This is a genomic window from Micromonospora sp. WMMD967 (assembly GCF_029626165.1).
Taxonomy (GTDB): Bacteria; Actinomycetota; Actinomycetes; order Mycobacteriales; family Micromonosporaceae; genus Micromonospora; species Micromonospora taraxaci.
Genome location: NZ_JARUBK010000001.1, coordinates 5,373,863 through 5,394,045, shown reverse-complemented (window position 1 = coordinate 5,394,045; position 20,183 = coordinate 5,373,863). Strand labels below are relative to the sequence as shown.

Sequence of the window (20,183 nt, the reverse complement as noted above, 5' to 3'; positions counted from 1 at the left end):
CGGTCAGATCCGCGGGGCGGGGCCGGTCGAGTCGCGCACGACGAGCAGGTGCCCGGTGGGGCGGCGACGGGGGCGTGTCGAGCGGGGTTTGAGAGCGAGGCCGAGTGCGGTACGGCCCATCTCGGTCATCGGCAGGCGGATGGTGGTGAGGCTGGGCGCGAGGTCGGCCGCCACGGAGACGTCGTCGAAGCCGACGACGGACATCCGCCCTGGCACCGGCACCCGGCGGGACCGCAGCGTCGACAGAACGCCCATGGCCATCGCGTCGTTGAGCGCGATGATCGCTGTCGTCTCCGGGTGTTCGCTGAGGATCTGCTCGGCGGCGGCCCGACCGCCACCGCGGGTGAAGTCGCTGTGCACCACGGCGAGGTCGTCCGGGGAACGTCCGCGCTGCCGCACTGCCGACGACACTCCGGCCAGCCGGTCGGCGACGGTGGTGAGACCGGCGCTGCCCGCGGCGACAGCGATCCGGCGATGGCCGAGATCCATCAGGTGCTGGGCGAGCGCGTGACCGCCGGCCTCGTTGTCCGGCAGGACGGCGTCGATGCCGAGCGCGTGGCGTCCGATGGCGGCGGCCCGCCCGCCGTGGTCCTGGAACGCGGCCAGCTCGGCGCGGGCGGCCACCTCCGTGCGGGGGTCGTCGTAGCCCGACCCGCTGATCAGGACGATGCCGACCCGCTGGGCGATCAGGTGCCGTAGCTGCTGCAACTCGTAGCCGGGGTCGCGGCCGGACTGGCAGATCTGCACCAGGAGCCCCTGTTCGGCGGCGAACTGGATGACCCCGGCGGAGATCTCGGCGAAGTACGGGTCGTCGATCTGGTGGACGATCAGCCCCACCGTGGAGCTGGCCCCGCTGGCCAGCGTGCGGGCGTACGGGTTGGCAACGTATCCCAGGTCGTGTGCGATCTGCCGGATCCGGTCGGCCACCTCGGCGCTGACGCCCTCGCGGCCGGCGAGAGCCCGGGACGCGGTCGCCAACGAGACGGCGGCGTGTGCGGCGACGTCCACGAGGCGCGGCCGCTGGCTGGCCCTGGGCATCGGCAACCCTCCGAAAACATTCATGTCACCCGATCTATTGCGAGTGACATTCATCGAAGCCTAGGGTACGTAAGCGCTTACGTAAGCGCTTACGTGACCGGCATCCGGCCTGCCGCGAAACGAGGTGACAGCGATGTCCAGGGCCCGACGAGCGGCCGTCTCCCTCCTGGCGATCGGCGCACTGACCGGCGCCGGGGCGCCACCGGCGCAGGCGGAGCGCACCATCTCGCACGACGTTCACCCGGCGCTGCGCGCGCACCTGGTCGCCGCGTACGACTTCGACCACCCGGTGCTCGGAGACCGCGCCCTGGAACGTGACCAGGGCCGCTCCGGCACCGAGATCGAGCTGGTCAACGGCGGGGCCGCCATGCGGGTGCCCGACCGCGCCTACCGGGGCAGCCGCAACGCGCTACAGACCAGGCAGGTCGACCCGGCCGTGGTCGGCAACGACGACTGGAAGGCGGGCACCTGGTCGGCGAGTGGAGTGCGGACGCTGCGCGCCTTCAGCGGCACGGCGGGCACCAGCGTGCTGGGCTGGTTCAAGCTCGCCATGGACAGCCCGCTGCCCAACTCCACGACCGCCGACCCGGACGACCGGTACAACGCCATCGGGCTGGCCGGCGTCCTGACCGGCGACTCCGACGGCCACGGCGTCCGGGCCCTGCTGGAGCTGATCGACGTCGACGGGCAGCTGCGCCTGGTAGCGCTCGGGCGGCGACTCGACGGCGGCAACTCGCAGACCTTCGCCGCCCACCGCGACTGGCGCGAGCTGCTGCCGGTGGGGGAGTGGGTGCACCTGGCGGCCACCTTCGACTTCGGCACCGGCACCCTCGCCCTCTACCGCAACGGCGAACCGGTGGACGGCTTCTACACCCGCACCGACGACCCGTGGCTGGTGTCGGGGCCCGGCCCACACGTGACCACCGTCTCCGACCCGCGCGGCATCAAGATCGGCGGAAGCTTCCCTCAGAACACAGCGGAACGTAACCCCTGTGACTGCCGCATGGACGGCCTGATGTTCCTCGACACAGTGGTCTCCGCGAGCGACGTGCGGAGGCAGTATCGCCACCTGGCCCGCTGACCACCCTCGGCACCGTCCCACCGAGAAGGAGACACGCGTGCTCATCACCCACCGCCGTCGATCCGGGCTGACCGCCGGCCTCACCGCACTCGCGCTGGTCCTGTCCACTCTGCTCGCGCCACCCGCCCGCGCCGCCGACGCCGTCGACGACCCGATCCCCGAGATGCCGATCCAGTCCCGGATCGGGCTGGTCCTCAGCGAGTACGCCAGCCTTCCGCAGTCGTACCCCACTCCCGCCCCGACCGACCCGCGGCTCCTGCGGACCGCCCGGATCAACACGGTCATGGAGCTGCCCGACGGCTCGGGCCGGCGGGCGGTGCCCGACCTCAACGGCAACCTCTACCTGGTCGAGAACGGTGTGCCGCACGTCTACCTGGACGTGGCCGCGACGTTCGCGCCGCAGTTCTTCTCCGGTCGGGGTCTGGGCCAGGGCTTCGGGTACGTGGCGTTCCACCCGGAGTTCGGCGTCAACGGCCGGTTCTACACCATCCACACCGAATTGGCCTCGACGACGACCGCCACACCGGACTTCGCGCAGCCCAACACGCTCTTCCACGGCGTCATCACCGAGTGGACGGCTACCGATCCGGCCGCTCCGGCCTTCGCCGGCACCCACCGTGAGGTGCTGCGCATCGGCTTCGGCGGCCAGGTGCACGGCATCCAGGAGATCAACTTCAACCCCACGGCCAAGCGCCACGACCGCGACTACGGCCTGCTCTACCTCGCCGTCGGCGACGGCGGTCAGGGCGCCCGCAACACCGACCCGCAGAACCTGGCCCTCCCGCACGGCAAACTGCTGCGGATCGACCCCCGGGGCACCAACGCGGCCAACGGGCGCTACGGCATCCCACCCCGGAACCCGTTCGTCGGCACGGCCGGGGCCCTCGGCGAGATCTACGCAGTGGGCTTGCGCGACCCGCACCGGTTCAGCTGGGATCGGGCCACCGGCCGCATGTACCTCGGACACATCGGCGAGCACGCCGTCGAAGCGATCTACGAGGTCCGCGCCGGCGACAACTTCGGCTGGAGCGAGCGCGAGGGCTCCTTCGTCTTCGACAAGTCGGCCACGAGCCCCTGCGACCGACTGCTGCCGTTGCCCGCCGACGACGACAGATACGGCTACACGTACCCCGTCGCCGCGTACGACCACGACCCCGCCCCGGGCTGGAACTGCACCGACGACGTGGGTGTCGCGGTGGCCGGCGGCTTCGTCTACCGGGGACGGACGCTGCCCGCGCTGCGCGGCAAGTACGTCTTCGGTGACCTGGTCGACGGTCGGGTGCTCTACACCGAGGCGAACGAGATGCGGCGCGGCCGCGGCCTGGCCCCGATCCACCAACTCGCGCTCTTCGACGCCGCCGGCAACGCGGTCCGGATGCGGGACCTCTCCGGGCCGGGCGCGCCCGGCGACCCCAACCGGGTGGACCTGCGCTTCGGCACCGACGCCGCCGGTGAGCTCTACCTGGTAGCCAAGGCCAACGGGAAGATCTGGAAGGTGACCGGCACTCGGGAGTTCGCCAGCGGCGACGTCGGCGACACCACGGTCCGCCGCACCGCCGGTGCCTCCAACTGGGCCCCGGTGACCCCGTCGAAGTGGCAGTTCACACACGACCAGGTGATCCTGGCCGAGGCCGGGGAGAGCCGGCCGGGCCCGCGCCGGCCGTTCGAGTACGCCGTGCTGACCGCCGGCCCGGCGTGGTCGTCGGTGCAGGTCGACGCCCGGGTACGCCTCGACACACCGGTGGAGGTCACCAACCGCGACGTGATCGTCGTCTTCGGTTGGCGCTCGGACACCGAGTTCTACTACGCCCACCTCTCCACCGACAACACCATCTACCCGCACAACGGCATCTTCAAGGTCAACAACGCCGACCGGGAGCGCATCGACCACCAGTGGAACGGTCGGTCGCGGGGCGCCAACCCGGCGATCACCGATGCCGACTGGCACCGCGTACGGGTGGTGCACCTGCCGTCCACCGGTGAGATCGCCGTCTACGTCGACGGGCACAGGGACCCGCTGCTGACCGCGAAGGACACCACCTTCGGCTCCGGGCGAGTGGGCTTCGGCTCGTTCGACAACGTGGGTCGGCTGCGCAACCTCACCGTCACCGGCACACCAGCCTGAACGCAGTAGCGGTCGGGGTCGATGTGCTGTCGAGCGGTATACCGCAGAGGTATGAATATGACTCTGCGGTATACCGCTCGCTACCGCACCCGCCCCCGCTGAGGTGACCGACGGTCACCGCCCGCCGTGTCAGACGCCCCGGTCGTCCGTCGACCTGCCCCGGGGGACCCGGTCCGCTTCGTACAATTCCTGCCATGCCGGAGATCGTCGAGTTGCTGGCCTCGCCCGTCCACCGCTTCCTGGGCCGGCCCTCCGACGGCCCGGCGCCGGCACCGCCCGGTGAGCTGGTCAACGAGGTGCGGATCCGGGCCGGCCTCGGAATCGTCGGCGACCGGTACTTCGGCCAGCAGGCGCACCGCGACGCCAGCGTCACGGTCATCGCTCAGGAGTCGCTGCCGGCCGGCATCGGCCTGGCCGAGGTCCGCCGCAACATCCTCACCACCGGGATAGCCGTGGACGAGCTGATCGGCAGGGTGCTGGTGCTGGACTCCGGAGACGGCCCGGTCAGCCTGCGGGTCAACCGGGCGGCCCGGCCCTGCGCCTGGATGGACGTCACCGTCGGACCGGGCACGTGGAAGGCACTGCGCACCACCGGCGGCATCCGCTGCACCCCACTCAACGACGGCACCCTGCGCGTCGGGCCGATCGAGGCCGTCGTCACCTGAGGAAAGGATTCGACGACAGCGGTCCGCGACAGGCATGGTGTGCCGCGGACACCGCCGATCGGGGCGGTGAACGCACGCCCGCTGGTGGGGACCGACGTCAGACCGGGCTGATGTGCGCGGCGAGGACCCGCCAGCCGTGCGGGTCGTCGTGGATCCAGGTGCGGGTGTAGCGCAGGCGAGCCGCGAACGGCGCACCGTCGACCGTCCCGGCCACCCGACCCAGGAAGAACGTCACCCCGGTCGACCCGACGACGAGAAGGTCCAGTTCCTCCTCGACCAGCTCCCGCACCACCGAGCGGCGCTCCCGGTGTGCCGTTAGGTCATCCTGCTTGGTGTACGTGCGGCCGTCCGGGCCGACGCAGATCAGCTGGTCGACAAGCAACTGGTCGAGGGCGTCGGCGTCGCCGGTCCGCTGGGCGGCCTGCAGGGTGCGCTCGGCGTCGAGCAGCTCTGCCTCGCGTGCGCTGTCCGGCATCGTGGCGTCCTCCCGGTCGGGCCGACCCGGTTCCACCGTCGGGCCGGTCTGTCCGCATTGTGGCAGCTCCCCTCGCGAAGGAGGGCGTGGATCGCCGCCGGCGTTCACAGGGCCAGGCGAATCCGTACGACGGTCTCCCCGGCGCTGGTGAGCACGGCGACCTCGTCGCAGATCTGCTCCACGATCGCCAGCCCACGCCCTCGTACCGCGTCGGTGGCCGGCATGTTGCGGCCGAACGTCCGCGTCGGGCCCTGGTCGACGACGTCGCAGAACAGGTGGCCCGACTCGGCCCAGAGCAGGACCCGGCCGCCGCCGGTGGTGTGCTGCAACGTGTTGGAGGCCAGCTCGCTGACCGCCAGCGTCAACACCTCCACCCGGTCCGGCGGCAGCCCGCGAGCCAGCGCGGCGGCGCTGACGAACGCGCGTAGAGCCCGCACGTCGGTCGCCACCTGGTACGTCATGGTGTCCGCGAACTGGGCGGGGGCGCTCTGCTCGATCACGGTGTCCCGTCGTTCGGCCGGCATCGGCCCTCCGGTCGCGGGTCGCCGGTCAGCGCCACCACGATCGGGCCGGTCGCCGTGGACGTGCGAGCCCCGAAGTGCGCCATCGGACAGCAGCAACCCTTCTCGTGCCGGAGCCGTTGTCGCCACATCATGTCATCCGCGACGCCGCGCCCGTTCGTCCGTTCGGCGGCCGATCACCTGCGGGCCGGCCCGAACCATGTCGGTCCGGTACTCAGGGGGCCGCGTCGAAGGCGACGGACTCGCTCAGCTCCCGCCACCGCGCGTCGGACGCCGCGAGGGCCTCGGCGGCGGCCGAGGCGGCCGCCACCGCGTCGGTGCCGAGCAGCAACCGCAGGGGCGGGTCGTCGACAGTGGTGATCCGGATGATCGCCTGGGCGGCACGTGCCGGGTCGCCCGGCTGGTTGCCGCTGCCCTGACGCAGCCGCTGCACGGCCGGGTCGATGACCGGGCGGTACGGTTCGCTGATCGGCAGCTCACTCATCGACGAGCCGGCCCAGTCGGTGCGCAACCCGCCCGGCTCGACGCTGGTGATCCGGATTCCGAACGCCGCGACCTCCCTGGCGAGCACTCCGGAGAAGCCGCTGACCGCCCACTTGGCGGCCTGGTACGCCCCCAGCCCGATGCTGGGGACCCGGCTGCCGACGCTGGAGATCTGCACGATGTGCCCGCGCCCCTGCTCCCGCATCGTCGGCAGCGCGGCGCGGGACAGGTTGACCACCCCGTAGAAGTTCGCGTCGATCTGCGCGCGGAAGTCCTCCTCCGAGATGTCCTCGATCGCGGCGACGTCGGCGTACCCGGCGTTGTTCACCAGGACGTCCAGGCGCCCGAACCCGTCCACTGCGGTGCGGACCGCGTCGCGGGCGGCGGCCGGGTCGGTGACGTCGAGAGCTATCGGCTGGACCTGGTCGCCGTACTGGTCGCTGAGGGCATTCAGCTGGCTGGGGTTCCGTGCGGTGGCTACCAGTTGGTCGCCGTCGGCCAGCACGGCCTCGGCGAGGGCCCGGCCGAGACCTCGGGTGCAACCGGTGATGAGCCATACTCGCGGCACGTCGCTTCTCCCCTCGGGCGATCTCCAGCGGCTACGGACGGATGTCCAGGGCGCCGATCAGGCCGTCGCGCAGTGTGAACCGGTACCGCAGCTCGATCGGGCTGCCGGGGAAGTCGCCGGAGACCCGGGTGAGAGCCAGGTAGGAGTCACCCGCCTGCGATGTCACCCGGACCGGCTCGGCGGTGTACGAGTAGGCGTCCATCGTCTTCTGCCGCCACGCGCGGATCGAGGCCCGCCCGTCGTACAGCCGGTCCTCGTCGGCGACACTCGCGGTGTCCGCGAAGCAGGCGACGAAGGCGTCCAGGTCCCGGTCGTTGACGGCCCGGAAGTACCTGTCGATCACGTCGGGTAGGTCGACGGCCATCTGCTCCTCCTGCGGCACGGGCCGCCGTCGGCAGCCGTCGGGTTCCCCGTCCGACCTCACCGTACGAGACGTGAACGGTGCCGCGCGGAGCAACAACCAGAACCATCCCGCTGCGGCTGCCGGGGTTTGCCGAAGGGGGGCCCGGGTAGCCACGCGTCTCCGGGACGAAGGGCGGGGGAATGGCCGAGCTGGGGTTCGTCGACAAGGTCGCGGCACGGGCGGGGGTTCCGCCGGAGCAGGCGCGTCCACTGACCGAGGCCGTTCTGCGGACCCTCACCGAGCGGCTCAGCGGCGGTGAGGCGGGCGCGTTGGCCCCGCACCTGGCCGACGAGCTGAGCCCGCTGCTGGTCAAGGCCGCCGAGCCACCGGAGGCGTTCGGCTTCGACGAGTTCCTGCGCCGGGTCGCCGACCGGGCCGGAATCGACCGTCCGACCGCCGAGCGGGGCACCCGGGCGGTGCTCCAGACAATGCACCGGGTGGTCGGCCACCGCGAGTTCGAGGACGCGCTGGCCCAGCTCCCGGCGGACCTGCGGGCACTGGCGCAGCCGCTGCCGCACGGCCCCTGACTGAGCGGGGATCTTCGCCGCCGCGGACGGGCGGGGCGTGGCCTGACCCGCCGGTCAGACCACGCCCCTTCGTCCGAGGTCAGCCGGTTACCCCGCTACTGACCACCCACTTCTGGTGGGCGCCGCCCGCGTACGTGCCGAGCTGGATCTGGGTGCGGTCGGCGCTGCTACCGCCGGCGGCCTCCATGATCTTGCCGGACTGCGGGTTGCGGATCGACCCGTCGCTCTGCGGCTGCCAGACCTGCGCGCCGGTGCCGTTGCAGGTCCAGAGCTGGATCTTCGTGCCGTTCGCGGTACCGGCGTTGTCCACGTCCAGGCACTTGCCCAGCACCCGGTACGTGTCGCCGACCCGCGTCCAGGACTGGGCCGCGGTGCCGTTGCAGGTCCAGAGCTGGATCTTCGTGCCGTCGGCGGTACCGGAGTTGTCGACGTCCAGACACTTGCCGCCGACGCCGGTGATGGTGCCGCCGGTGGGCGGTGGCGGGCTGCCCGGGATGGAGTTGAGCGTGTACCACGCCTCGGTGCTCCACAGTGACTGGTCGCTGGTGGAGGTGAACGGACGGGGCGAGCGCAGGTGCACCACCCGACCGGCCTTACGACCCGCCACGACGAGGCTGACCTTCTTCCCGTCCGCCGACAGGGTGGCCGAGGTGACTGTCAACGTCTCCTCGTCGACCTTCGGCCCGCCGTAGGCCGACGTCGCCACGTACCGCCATTGCTTGATCTTGTAGTGCGACGCCAGTTCGGCGGCGGTCGCCGCCGAGACGGGCTGGGTGTACTCCACCTCGAAGCCGGCGGTGGTGGCTCGCATGGCGAGCATCTCGAACGTCGTGGTGCTGTTCGGGGTGAGTTTCTGCAGGCCGTACGCCAGCTTGCCGGTCTGGCCCCAGTTGCCGCCCGCGCCGAGCCCACCGACGTAGATCGCGCCGTCCGGGCCGATGTTGACCTCGGAGACGCCCGCCTCCAGGCCCTGGGTGAGCCGGAACAGGGCGCCCTGGTACTCGCCGTTGACCTTCTCCACGTTGGCGCGCTGGAGGCCGCCGTACGTCACGTCGCCGATGACGAACTGGCCGGCGTAGCGGCCGCTGGTGAGGTACAGCGGGGTGCTGGGGGAGTTCGCGATCTCGTTCTGCGGCATCCACAGCACCGGCGGGGTGACCAGGGCGTTGTCGAACGGGCCGGCCGGGTTCGTGTAGTGGTTGAAGAATCGGCCCTGCTTGATGTGCACGAGCTTCGACGAGGGCAGCCAACCGCCCTGGTTGTCGGTGACGAAGATGCCGCCCTCGGGGCCCCAGCCGATGCCGTGCGGGGTACGCAGACCGCCGGCGACGTAGCTGATCGCGCCGGTGTCCTTGTTGACCTTGAGGGTGGTGCCCCGGTTGGTGGCGGGCTGCGGGTTGGTGGTGGCGCCGCCGGAGTTGATCGACACCGAGAGGTTCAGGTAGAAGAACCCGTCGGCGTAGAGCAGGCCGAAGGCGAACTCGTGGAAGTTGCCCCCGTACGGCCAGGTGGCGACCGTCTCCAGGCGTTCGGCCACCTCGTCGCCGCCGGTGTTCACCAGCCGGGTGAGCCGCTGCTTCTCCGAGACGTAGACCACCCCGTCGACGACCTTCAGCCCCATCGGCTCCTTCAGCCCACCGGCGATCTTCTTGGTGGTCACCGCGCCCGGAGTGGTCGCGCCGCCGGTGTTGCCGAGGATCCAGACCTCACCGTCCTGGGAGGTGCCGGACTGGTCGCTGCCGCCCCAGGTGGAGACGACCAGTCGGCCGTCGGCCAGCCAGTCCATCCCGGTGACCTTCGGCTGGAACCCGCTGGGCCGCAGGTTGGTCAGCGTGTACCCGGGGTGCACCCCGGTCAGCGGCAGGCCGTCGCCGGGAGTGTCGGCGATGCCCTCGCACTCCTTGCGGCCCGGCGCGGTCACCCGCACCACGCCGGCGTCGGTGCTCAGCGCCGAGTTCGGTACGACCACGAAGGACGACGAGCCGGGCGTCTTCCACTCCAGGGTGATCTGCTGCCCACCTCCTCGCTCGAAGTGGTCGATGCGCAGCGCGTGCATCCCGGCGGTGAGGGTGACGGTGCCCTCCTTGGGCGGGGTCGCGCCGTGCAACCCGTCGTGGTTGATCACCACGCTGTTGTCGATGGACAGTTTGGAACCGTCGTCGCTGCTGAGCCGGAACGTGTAGCTGCCGGCCTGGGTGGTGGTGATGTTGCCGAGCACCTGCGAGACGAAGTTGTCCTCGAAGCCGAAGTCGGCGGCCGAGGTCCAGTTGATCGTGGACATCAGCTTGTCCACGTTGGGGGTCTGCGCCGGCTTGAGGGTGCAGATCTCGGAGAGCGGCACCTGCACGTCGAAGACGCGAAGCGTGACGCCCGGTTCCTGTGCGGGGGCGGCGGCGGCCGGAGTGGCCCAGGCGCTGGCGGTGAGGACGAGTGCGAGCGTACCCAGGACGGGTGGGCGGAGTCGGCGTAGCAGGGGTGTGCCCATCGTTCCTCCAGGAGGCGGTGGAGTGTCCGGCGGCCGGGCGAGGATCAGCGGTGAGGAGAGGCCGTCGGGCCCGGCGCCGTAACGCCCTCGACGCCGACGAGTGACGTTGCGGAAACACCGGGTGGATGGGTCGAGACATTAAGGTGTTTCGATCGAGCTGTCCATGTCTTCGCCTCAATTCATCTAAAGTTGCTGATGCCTGTGCGAAAGTTCGTGGTGGTTGACACGGAATGCCCGCATCTGATGCCTGCATCGTGGGCTGGACCCGGCGTCGGGCCGCTGCCGTCAGCGCGCCAGGATGGGCGCGTGGACTCCGACCTTCAGCGCTACCTCGACGACCTGGTCGCCGCCGCCCGGGACGTGCTCGGGGCCGACCTGCTCGGCGCGTACGCGGCCGGCTCGGTAGGGCTCGGCGCCTACCAACCCGGCCGCAGCGACGTGGACGTGGCGCTGGTCAGTGCCGGGCCGCTCACCCGGGAAGCCAGACGGGAGGTGGTGGCGCGGCTGCGACACGAGGCCCTGCCCTGTCCGGCACGAGGACTGGAGCTGGTGGTCTACGACCGGGCGGTGGCCGCGTCCGGGACACCGGAGCCCGGCTTCGAGGTCGAACTGAACACGGGTGCCGCCATGCCGTTCCGGTGCACAGTCGACCCGGCCGACCGGCCGGCCGCCGACGGACGCTTCTGGTACGGGCTGGACCGCAGCATCCTGCACCAGAGCGGGCTGCCGCTGCTCGGCCCGCCGGCCGGGGAGGTCTTCGCCGACCTCACGGCGGCCGACCTGCGTCGGCTGCTCGTCGAAGCGCTGTCCTGGTGGCTCGCCCTGCCGACACCACCGGAGGACCAGCCCGCGCCCGGCACCGAGGACGCGGTGCTCGGTGCCTGCCGATCGCTGGTACGGCACCGCGACGGCGTCTGGCTCGCCAAGGTAGCGGCCGGTCAGCGGCTGGTCGACGCCGGTGACCGGGCCGAGGTGATCCACCGGGCGATCGCCGCACGACACGGCGGGCCGCCACCGACCGGCGCGCAGGCACGCGCCTTCCAGCAACGGGTACGCGACGAGATCGCCGGACCGGCCGCCGTCGAGCCGGTGGTCAGCGGACCGGGCGGGACTGCAACGAGGCGAAGAGCAGGTTGAGACCCTCGGTCATCGTCGGATGGGTGATGACCGCGTCGCGCAGAGCGGTCCACGGCATCCCGGCGAGCATGGCCAACTGCACCGACGTGATCACCTCGCCGGCCTCGGGGCCGAGCAACGCCGCGCCGAGGATCCGGTCGCTGCCGGCGTCGATGACCGCCTTCCACATGCCCTGGGTCTGACGCAGGGTGCGTGCCCGGGGGATCGCGGCGACCGGTAGGCGGGCCACCTCGACGTCGTACCCGGCGCGCCGCGCCTCGGTCTCGGTGAGCCCGACCCGGGCCAGCTCCGGGGTGGTGAAGACGGTGTACGGGACGAGCCGGTGGGCGGTGCTGCGCTGTCCACCCGCGAGGTTCGCCCGGATGATCCGGTAGTCGTCCAATGAGACGTGGGTGAACTGCGGGCTGCCGGCGACGTCCCCGGCCGCCCAGGTGTGCTCGGCGGTGGTGCGAAGGTGCTCGTCGACCTCCACGAAGCCCCGCTCGTTGAGGCGTACGCCGGCCACGTCCAGGTCGAGGGAGTCGGTGACCGGCTCCCGGCCGGCGGCCACCAGCACGTCGTCCCCGGTCACCAGGCTGCCGTCATCGAGCGTCACCCGGATCGCGCCGTCGACGTCCCGGTCGACCCGCGCCACCGCGACACCCACCCGTACGTCGATGCCGTCGTCGACGAAGACCCGCATCACCGCGTCACTGACGTCGGGATCCTCGCGGGTGAGCAGCCGCGGCCCGCCCTCGACCAGCGTCACGGCGCTGCCGAACGACGCGAACATCTGCGCGAACTCCACCCCGACGGTGCCACCGCCGAGCACCACCAGCCGGGCCGGGAGCCGATCCAGGCGCAGCAGGGCGTCGCTGGTCAGCACCCCCGCCTCGGCCATCCCGGGCACCGAGGGCAGGTGCGGACGCGTACCCGTGTTGATCACCACGTCCGCGCCGCGCAACAGCCGCTCGCCACCGTCGGCGAGCGACACCCGCACCGTCCGGGGCCCGACGAACCGGGCCTCGCCGATCACCAGGTGCAGGCCGGAGTCGAGGAACTGCTGCCGGTTGGCGGCCACCATCCCCTCGACCACGTCCTGCTTGTGCGCCCGCAGCAGATCCACGTCGACCTGGCCGCCCTGCACCACCAGGCCGAGCGCGCCCGCGTCGCGCAGGTGGTGGGCCGCCCGGGCGCTGGTCACCAGTGCCTTCGTCGGGATGCACGCGACGTTGATGCAGCTGCCGCCGATCATGCCGCGTTCGACCATCGCGACCCGTTGCCCGGAGCGGGCGACGTCCATGCTCAACGTCTTGCCGGCCTTACCGCCGCCCACGACGAGCAGGTCGAACTCCTCCGGTCGGTCGGTCACCGACTGCTCCTCTCGGCGGGCGGCGCTGCGGGCGACCCGGTGGCGCATGGCCGGGGCGGGTGGCCCACCGGTGGCGTGTGGTCCGGGCGGGTCGCCGTCGTGCTGCGGGACGGCCTGCCAAGCCTGTCAGGTCGGCAGATCTCGGCGACCCGGTTCCGCGCAGAATCCGCCCCCTGCCTTGATCAAGTGATGAAAAGAAGGTCTTCCGGCCCTTTCCGAGCTACTTTTCATCACTTGATCACTGCTGGTCACCGGGGCCCGGTCCCACCGCCGCGAAGGTCAGTGGCGGGCGGCGCCGTTCTCGCTGACCGGCTGCCCGAAGGCGAGGAACGGTACGGGCGTCGGCGCGTCCGTGCCGATGTGCCGGGGGAAGGTCGGCTCGGGGCGTACCTCCTGGGTCGCCGGACGGTCCGCGGCCGGTTCGTCCGTCGGCTCTGACGCATCGACAGGTTCGCCGCTGGTCCGCTCGACGGGCTCGGGTTCGGCCGTGACCTCATCGGAAGAGTGATCGGGGGAGTACGCCGATGCCTGGTCGTGGGACCGGTCGGCCGGAGCCGTGTCGGTGCCCGCGTCCTGGTTGGTGGGCCGCTCCGCGACGACCGGCGGCACGCCGTTGCGCTCGACGGTGAGCCGCTCGACCCCCGCCCGCTCGGCAGCGGGTCGGTCGGTGCCGGAACGGGAGCCCACCATCGGATACTCGGCGGTTTCCGTCCCGCCGGCAGCCGCAGCCATGACCGCGGCGGCGGCGAGGTCGGCCACCCGCTTCGCCTCCCGTTGCACCCGGGCGCGAACCTCCTTGGCGTGTCGCTCGGCGGAGTCCCCGGCCCGCCGGGCCTCCTCCAACCGGGTGCTCTCGGCGGTGAGGTCCCGGCGAACCTCGCTGAGGCGCTGCTGCATCCGCGACAGCTCGTCCTCCAGCGTCTCGCCCTCCCGGCGGATCTCGGCGAGCTGCTGCCGGGCGGTGTCCAACTCGGCGTTCAGCTCAGTGGACTCCTGCTGGCGCTCCGCGATCTCCTGTTGAAGGGCGGTGAGCTGCTCCTGGTGGACGGCGGCCTGCTCGTCGGCGCGATTACGCAGCTCGGTCACGTGCTGCTGCGCCTCGGCCAGCAGCGCGGCGATCTGCTGCTCGGTCGCGCTGCTCTGCTCGGCGAGTTCCCGTTCGGCGGCGGCCTGCTGCTCGGCGATGTCCCGTTCGGCGGCGGTCCGCCGTTCGTTGACCTCCCGCTCCACGCTGGCCTGCCACTGGGCCATCTCCTGCTGGTTCTTCGCCCGGGCCGACTGGAGTTCCTGCTGGATCTGGGTGCGGGCCGACTTCATCAGCGCGTCGGCGGCGACCCGGGTCTGGTTGAGCTGCTGGGCGCTCTGCTCGGTGATCCGCTTCGCCTCGTGCTGGGCGCGCTCGTGCGCCGCCTCACCGTCGGCGCGCAACTGCTCCGCGTGCTCGCGGATCGCTGTCAACTCGGCCTCGGCCAGCGTGCGCCGCTCCTCGTGCGCCTGCTCCTGCTCGGCCCGCCGGGTCGCCAACTCCTCGGCCAGATCCTGACGTGCCTGCGCCGCGCGTTCCCTGGTGTCGGCGAGGATCTGCTCCGCCTCGCTGCGCAGCTCGTTCGCGCGGTCGGTGGCCGACTCGGTGATCATGGTGGCCTGCTTGTCGGCGAGAGCCATGATCTCGGCGACCATCGGGCCCAGGTCGTGGATCGTCGCGCGGTCCACCTGCACCGGTTTCTCCTGAAGGTCGGCTAGTTCGGTCCGTAGGCGCTCCACCTCGGCGGTCAACTCGCGGACGCGGACGGCGGAGCGCCCGTGCTCCCCACTGAGCATCGCGATCTGGCCGTCGAGCTGCTCCAGGTGCCGGTCCACCTGGCGTTTGTCGTAGCCGCGCAGGGTGACATCGAAGTCCGGCCGTGAGGCCGCATCGTCGCGTCCTGCGCGCGACTCGGCGCCGATGGACATGCACCATCCTCCGTACGATTCGGGGGCGTGAGGGTCGGCGGTCGCCTGCCCCGCGGGCCGTCAGTGTGGCGCAACGCTACCGCCGAGCCGAGCTGATGCGAAGTCCCGCCCCACCACGTCTCACGTTGTCGCCCCGCGCCCCGCCCGCTCCCGCGCCGATCATGGACGTGTGGTGCCGGAAAGCTGTGGACTCACCACCTTTGTCATCCCCTACCACTCCATGATCGACGCAGGTCGCCGGCTATCGGCGGCGCGCCAGGAGGACCGCGTCGTGGATGGTCACGTCGTTGCCGTCCGGGTCGGTGGCCGGACGGGGACGGGCCTCGGCCGTGAGCACCTCCCAGTGCGACGGGTCCAGGCCGGCGGCCACGTCCTCCGCGGTGTACATCATGTCCGGCATGTGCATCCGACGAGCCGTCGTCCACAGGTCCGACGGGTGGTGCCCGACGATCAGCAGTACGCCGCCGGGAGCCACCGCCGCGGCCAACCGGGCGAACAACTCCCGCCGCTGCTCCGGCGGCAGGTGCATGAACTGCGCGGACACCAGGTCGTACGCCTCCTCGGCGGGCGGCTTGTCGCGCAGGTCGGCGTGCGTGAACTCGATCCGGTCGCCGACGCCGACGGTCTCGGCGTTGGCGGCGGCCCGGGTCAGCGCGGTGGCGGAGATGTCCACGGCCGTGACCCGCCAGCCGCGCTCCGCCAGCCACACCGCGTCGGCGCCCTCCCCGCTGCCCACGTCCAGCGCGCGCCCCGGGGCCAGGTCGGCGACCTCGGCGACCAGTTGCGGGTTCGGCCGGCCACTCCACACCGCCGGTCGGGACTGGTAACGCTCCTCCCACGCCGGCTCCTCGAACGCGGTGGCCACCACCTGCCGGTACTCGGCGACCGCGACGCGGGTGTCCTCGGCGATCAGGTCGGCGTTGATCGCCGCCGCCGCGTTCAGGCCGGCCCCCGCTGACGTGATCACCTGAGCGCGGAGATCGGCCACGTTGCCGGCCACCCAGACACCCGCAACGGTCGTCGCGCCGGTGGTGTCGGCCGGAATCTGGGCACCGATCACGTGCTCACCCATCATCACCTCCTCCGGGGCCAGACCCAGCCCCACGAGCAGCCCGGCGCGAGGGGTCAGCCGCGTCGCCACCACGACCGCGTCGAGCGCCACCACCCGGCCGTCAGCGAGCCGCACACCGCTCAACGCGTCGTCGGTCACCTCGACCTCGGCGACCGGACCCGGCACCACCGCGATGCCCCGGGCGGCGAGCCGCTCGGCGACCTCCGCGTCCGGTGCGGGGGAGCCGTGTAGCAGGAGCAGCACGTTAGGGCTCCACTGTCGCCACATCTCCGCCTGGTGCACGGCCAACGGCCCGGTCGCCAGGACGCCGATGCGCTGGTCCCGGACCTCCCAGCCGTGGCAGTACGGGCAGTGCAGCACGTCGCGCCCCCACCGCTGCGCCAGGCCCGGCACGTCGGGCAGTTCGTCGGTCAGGCCGGTGGTCACCAGTAGCCGCCGGGCCCGCACCGAATCCCCGCCGTCGAGGCTCAGCCGGAACCCGTCGTCGTCCCGGGTCGCGGCCTCCACCCGCCCGGTGCGGAACTGCCCGCCGTATCCGGCCACCTCGGCCCGACCGGTCGCGAGCAACTCGCCCGGCGGCGTCCCCTCCCGGCCCAGGTAGTTGTGGATCCGGTCGGCGGGCGCGTTGCGTGGTTCCCCGGAGTCGACCACCAGCACCGACCGTCGGGCCCGGCTCAGCGCCAGGGCTCCGCTGAGCCCCGCGGCGCCGCCGCCCACCACCACCACGTCGTATGTCTCGTCCACTGGTCTCTCCTCTTGCTTGTCGTCTGGGACCACCATCCGTCGCAGCCCGCCCGGTGGCAACTATCCTTGCCGGTATGGCAAAAGACGACGCCGTCGCGCTGGCCGGGGTCGGTCCCCGGCTGCGCGCCCTGCGCACCCGACGAGGGATCACGCTCACCCAGCTCGCCGACCTCACCGGCATCTCGGTGAGCACCCTGTCCCGGCTGGAATCGGGTAACCGCCGGCCCACCCTGGAGCTGCTGCTCCCGCTGGCCCGGGCGTACCAGGTGGCGCTGGACGAACTGGTCGACGCACCGGACACCGGCGACCCTCGGGTACGCCCCAAACCGATGGTCAGGCACGGCATCACGTTCCTGCCGCTGACCCGCCGACCGGGGGGTCTCCAGGCGTTCAAGGTGATCTTCCCGCCGGATGCCCCCACCGGCGATCGGAGCCAGCAGACCCACGAGGGGTACGAGTGGCTGTACGTGCTCTCCGGCCGGCTGCGTCTGCTGCTCGGCGAGAACGACCTGATCCTGACGTCGGGCGAGGTGGCGGAGTTCGACACCCGGGTCCCGCACCGCGTCCTCAACCCCGGCCCCGGCCCTGCCGAGGCCCTAATCCTGTTCGGGCCGCAGGGGGAGCGGCTGCACGTCCGCGCCCGCCCCGCCACGTCCGACGCAAGGCCTTGATCAACGCAGGTTCGCCGACATCGGGGTATCCGAGCCACCAGGACACCCCGACTTCGCCGATCTCGTGTCGATCAACCGCAGCCGCGGACTGGTGCGAGGATGGCGCGATGACCGACACGGCACCCCGAGGCGGGAACGACCGGATCGAGCACCGTGACATCGTCGTCAACGAGGTCCAGGGCTTCCGCCCGCTGACGGTGGACCTTGTCGTGCCGGTGGCGGCACCCCGACCGGTCCCGGTCCTGGTGTGGATCCACGGCGGGGCGTGGCTGTTCGGCTCGCCCAAGCAGCCACCGGAGTGGCTCATGGAGGCGGACCCGTTCACCGCCGCCATCGATGCCGGCTTCGCGGTCGCCTCCGCGCAGTATCGACTGAGCGGCGAGGCGCCTTTTCCCGCCCAACTCGACGACGTCACGGCGGCGGTGCGCTGGCTGCGCCGACACGGCGGCACGGTGGGCGTGGACGGCGCGCGGATCGGGGTGTGGGGTGAGTCAGCCGGTGGGCACCTGGCCTCGATGGTCGCGCTGAGGGGGAACGACCAGGACGACAACGGCGTGCAGGCGGCGGTCTGCTGGTACGCGCCGTCGAACCTGCTGACGATGCAGTCGCAGGCGCACCCGTCCGGCACCATCGACCACGACGCGGCCGACTCGCCGGAGTCCCTTCTGATCGGCGCGGCGTTGACCGAGCACCCGGAGCTGGGCCGGGCGGCCAGTCCGATCACCTACGTGACCGACCAGGCCCCACCCATGCTGCTGATCCACGGCGACCAGGACGTGGTCGTACCGGTGGGGCAGAGCGAGGAGTTGGCCGCGGCACTGACCGCGGTGGGAGCCGAGGTCGAGTTGTCGGTGGTGCCGGGTGCTGACCACTGCTTCGGTGGGGCGCCGCTGGAGCCGCTGGTCCGCGACACTCTGGCGTTCTTCAGCCGAGTCCTCGCCCCCGAGTCGGGGACGGTGCCGCCTCACTAGGGTGACCCGGTGACCGCCTACGACGTCGCCGCCAGACTCCCCGACATCGACCGGCTGCGCCAGCGCTGCAGAGCGTTGGCCGTGCTCGAGCGCGTCATCGACGGTGGGGACCCCTACTACACCTACACCTCGACCTGGGGCACGGGCGAGGCGGCACTGATGAGCAATGGCAGCGGCGACGAGTGGGCCGTCGTGTTCACCCCCCACGGCGTATTCATCCGGCTCTTCGACCACGAGTCGGCGATGTCGCCGTACGGTCGTCCGGACCACGAGTTGTGGCCGGGCCTGGTGGACGGTGTCCCTGACGTCCTGCGTCCGCAGCTGACCGAAGCCGCCTTCTGCGACGAGGCCGGGCAGTTCATCGCGACGGCGGTGCTGTGGCGGCTGTCGTGGGACGAGCGCTGGCACGCCGGCGACGGCATCGCCTTCCCACCAGCGAGCGGACCGTACGAGGACACCGGCCCGGACGGGGCCGGCATGCTCGACATCCTGCTCGACGACATCGTCGACCGTTTCGTCGAGTTTGCCGACGACTACTACGAGATGACGGTGGGCCGAGCGGCAGTTGAGCACATCGTCGCCCATCGACCGCTCACCGACGCCGTGACGACGGCACTGAATCCTCAGCTGACCATCGCCGACCTGCGGGAAGACATCGCGGCGATCGGCTACCCGATCGCCGGGGACGACGCCGCGACTGCCGGAGTCCGACCTGACAGCCCGAGCGCATCGACGAGATGACCGTTGCAATCGGGGCGGCCATGTACGCAAAAGCGGGGTCTATGCATTTTTTGTCCGGAATAGAGATCACTGGGTACGGCTTCGAACCGCGCACACCGTGGCGCCGTGTTTATGATCGACGACCCCGACCGGGGTGTGGAAGCCGGACCGTCGGGTCTGGCCGGAGCAGGAGACGAGGTGCGCGACGGTGAACCGCGAGGCGTACGCCTGCTGGGTGCGCGAGCCCGGCGCGGCCGAGATCCGCCCGGTGACGCTGCCCACCCCCGGGCCGGACGAGGTGCTGGTCCGAGCCCGCTACTCCGGCGTCAGCCGGGGCACCGAAACGTTGGTATTCGCCGGCCGGGTGCCCCCCGACCAGTACGCCGCGATGCGCGCGCCCTTTCAGGACGGCGACTTTCCCGGCCCGGTGAAGTACGGCTACCTCAGCGTCGGCGTGGTCGAGCAGGGTCCCGCCGACCTGCTCGGTCGTACGGTGTTCTGCCTGCACCCGCACCAGAGCGCGTACGTCGTGCCGGCCACCGCCGTGGTGCCCGTGCCCGACAGCGTGCCTCCCGCCCGGGCGGTGCTCGCCGGCACTGTGGAGACCGCCGTCAACGCGCTGTGGGACGCCGCGCCGCTGATCGGTGACCGGGTCACCGTCATCGGCGCCGGCATGGTGGGCTGCTGCGTCGCCGCGCTGCTCGCCCGGTACCCGGGCGTGGACGTCCAACTGGTCGACACCGACGCCCGTCGCGCCGGGGTGGCCGGCGCGCTCGGCGTCGAGTTCGCCCGACCGGCCGACGCACGCGGCGACCGTGACCTCGTCGTGCACGCCAGCGCCACCGGCGCCGGCCTGCAACGGTCGCTGGACCTGCTTGCGCCGGAGGGCACAGTGGTCGAGCTGAGCTGGTACGGCGACCGCCCGGTGCAGGTGTCGCTGGGTGGGTCGTTCCACTCGGGCCGGCTGACCGTACGCAGCAGTCAGGTCGGCATGGTCGCGCCCGCCCGGCGGGGACGGCGCAGCTACGCCGACCGGCTGGCGCTCGCCCTGGACCTGCTCGACGACCCGGCCTTCGACGCCCTGATCACCGGGGCGTCCCGGTTCACGGAGCTGCCCGACGTGCTTGCCCGACTGAGCACGGGCGACCTGCCCGCGCTCTGCCACCTCATCACCTACGACGACGGGGAGTGAC

The 20,183-nt window shown here is 71.6% G+C and carries 18 protein-coding genes; 9 read left to right on the top strand and 9 right to left on the bottom strand.

Annotated features, from left to right (window positions below; all coding sequences use genetic code 11):
• Positions 1-3 precede the first annotated feature (3 nt).
• The gene (locus tag O7631_RS24440; protein WP_278146376.1) at positions 4-1,038 is read right to left on the bottom strand and encodes a LacI family DNA-binding transcriptional regulator; all 1,035 of its coding nucleotides are present in this window, start codon (positions 1,036-1,038) and stop codon (positions 4-6) included.
• Between the two features lie 133 nt (positions 1,039-1,171).
• Between O7631_RS24440 and O7631_RS24435 the strand changes: the two genes are divergently transcribed.
• The 3 genes from O7631_RS24435 to O7631_RS24425 all read left to right on the top strand — a co-directional run bounded on the left by O7631_RS24435 (position 1,172) and on the right by O7631_RS24425 (position 4,909).
• Positions 1,172-2,119 (top strand): LamG-like jellyroll fold domain-containing protein, encoded by a 948-nt coding sequence (locus O7631_RS24435; protein WP_278146375.1) that lies wholly within the window; start codon positions 1,172-1,174, stop codon positions 2,117-2,119.
• Positions 2,120-2,156: 37 nt separating this feature from the next.
• On the top strand, positions 2,157-4,244 hold the full coding sequence (locus O7631_RS24430; RefSeq protein WP_278146374.1) for a PQQ-dependent sugar dehydrogenase: 2,088 nt from the start codon (positions 2,157-2,159) through the stop codon (positions 4,242-4,244).
• Between the two features lie 194 nt (positions 4,245-4,438).
• On the top strand, positions 4,439-4,909 hold the full coding sequence (locus O7631_RS24425; RefSeq protein ID WP_278146373.1) for a molybdenum cofactor biosysynthesis protein: 471 nt from the start codon (positions 4,439-4,441) through the stop codon (positions 4,907-4,909).
• Positions 4,910-5,006: 97 nt separating this feature from the next.
• Here the strand turns inward: O7631_RS24425 and O7631_RS24420 are convergent, their stop codons facing one another.
• From O7631_RS24420 to O7631_RS24405, 4 genes are all read right to left on the bottom strand, one after another.
• Positions 5,007-5,384, bottom strand: a complete 378-nt coding sequence (locus O7631_RS24420) for a nuclear transport factor 2 family protein (RefSeq protein ID WP_278146372.1) — start codon at positions 5,382-5,384, stop codon at positions 5,007-5,009.
• A gap of 104 nt (positions 5,385-5,488) precedes the next feature.
• Positions 5,489-5,908, bottom strand: a complete 420-nt coding sequence (locus tag O7631_RS24415; RefSeq protein ID WP_278146371.1) for an ATP-binding protein — start codon at positions 5,906-5,908, stop codon at positions 5,489-5,491.
• 211 nt (positions 5,909-6,119) lie between these two features.
• Complete coding sequence (locus O7631_RS24410; RefSeq protein ID WP_278146369.1) at positions 6,120-6,956, bottom strand: oxidoreductase; 837 nt, start codon at positions 6,954-6,956, stop codon at positions 6,120-6,122.
• A 31-nt stretch (positions 6,957-6,987) separates the two neighbouring features.
• Entirely contained in the window at positions 6,988-7,320 is a 333-nt protein-coding gene (locus tag O7631_RS24405; protein ID WP_145781021.1) for a nuclear transport factor 2 family protein, read from the bottom strand.
• Positions 7,321-7,499: 179 nt separating this feature from the next.
• Here O7631_RS24405 and O7631_RS24400 point away from each other — a divergent pair, with 179 nt between their 5' ends.
• Positions 7,500-7,886, top strand: coding sequence for a DUF2267 domain-containing protein (locus O7631_RS24400; protein WP_278146367.1), 387 nt, complete (start codon positions 7,500-7,502; stop codon positions 7,884-7,886).
• A gap of 79 nt (positions 7,887-7,965) precedes the next feature.
• Here O7631_RS24400 and O7631_RS24395 read toward each other — a convergent pair whose 3' ends face one another.
• Positions 7,966-10,371, bottom strand: a complete 2,406-nt coding sequence (locus O7631_RS24395; protein WP_278146366.1) for a ricin-type beta-trefoil lectin domain protein — start codon at positions 10,369-10,371, stop codon at positions 7,966-7,968.
• A gap of 306 nt (positions 10,372-10,677) precedes the next feature.
• Between O7631_RS24395 and O7631_RS24390 the strand changes: the two genes are divergently transcribed.
• Entirely contained in the window at positions 10,678-11,508 is an 831-nt protein-coding gene (locus O7631_RS24390; protein ID WP_278146365.1) for a nucleotidyltransferase domain-containing protein, read from the top strand.
• Here the strand turns inward: O7631_RS24390 and O7631_RS24385 are convergent.
• The 3 genes from O7631_RS24385 to O7631_RS24375 all read right to left on the bottom strand — a co-directional run bounded on the left by O7631_RS24385 (position 11,465) and on the right by O7631_RS24375 (position 16,628).
• Positions 11,465-12,859 carry an FAD-dependent oxidoreductase gene (locus O7631_RS24385; RefSeq protein WP_278146364.1) on the bottom strand — a complete coding sequence of 465 codons (1,395 nt, stop codon included), beginning with the start codon at positions 12,857-12,859 and terminating at the stop codon, positions 11,465-11,467. The genes O7631_RS24390 and O7631_RS24385 overlap by 44 nt on opposite strands.
• Before the next feature lie 279 nt (positions 12,860-13,138).
• Positions 13,139-14,812: a DivIVA domain-containing protein gene (locus O7631_RS24380; protein WP_278146363.1), complete on the bottom strand. Its 1,674-nt coding sequence runs from the start codon at positions 14,810-14,812 to the stop codon at positions 13,139-13,141.
• A gap of 241 nt (positions 14,813-15,053) precedes the next feature.
• Complete coding sequence (locus tag O7631_RS24375) at positions 15,054-16,628, bottom strand: bifunctional NAD(P)/FAD-dependent oxidoreductase/class I SAM-dependent methyltransferase (protein WP_278146362.1); 1,575 nt, start codon at positions 16,626-16,628, stop codon at positions 15,054-15,056.
• 74 nt (positions 16,629-16,702) lie between these two features.
• Between O7631_RS24375 and O7631_RS24370 the strand changes: the two genes are divergently transcribed.
• From O7631_RS24370 to O7631_RS24355, 4 genes are all read left to right on the top strand, one after another.
• Complete coding sequence (locus tag O7631_RS24370) at positions 16,703-17,299, top strand: XRE family transcriptional regulator (protein ID WP_278146361.1); 597 nt, start codon at positions 16,703-16,705, stop codon at positions 17,297-17,299.
• Positions 17,300-17,406: 107 nt separating this feature from the next.
• Positions 17,407-18,270 (top strand): alpha/beta hydrolase, encoded by an 864-nt coding sequence (locus O7631_RS24365; protein ID WP_278146360.1) that lies wholly within the window; start codon positions 17,407-17,409, stop codon positions 18,268-18,270.
• 9 nt (positions 18,271-18,279) lie between these two features.
• On the top strand, positions 18,280-19,011 hold the full coding sequence (locus tag O7631_RS24360; RefSeq protein ID WP_278146359.1) for a hypothetical protein: 732 nt from the start codon (positions 18,280-18,282) through the stop codon (positions 19,009-19,011).
• A gap of 187 nt (positions 19,012-19,198) precedes the next feature.
• Entirely contained in the window at positions 19,199-20,182 is a 984-nt protein-coding gene (locus O7631_RS24355) for an NAD(P)-binding protein (RefSeq protein WP_278146358.1), read from the top strand.
• The last annotated feature ends 1 nt before the right edge of the window (position 20,183 follow it).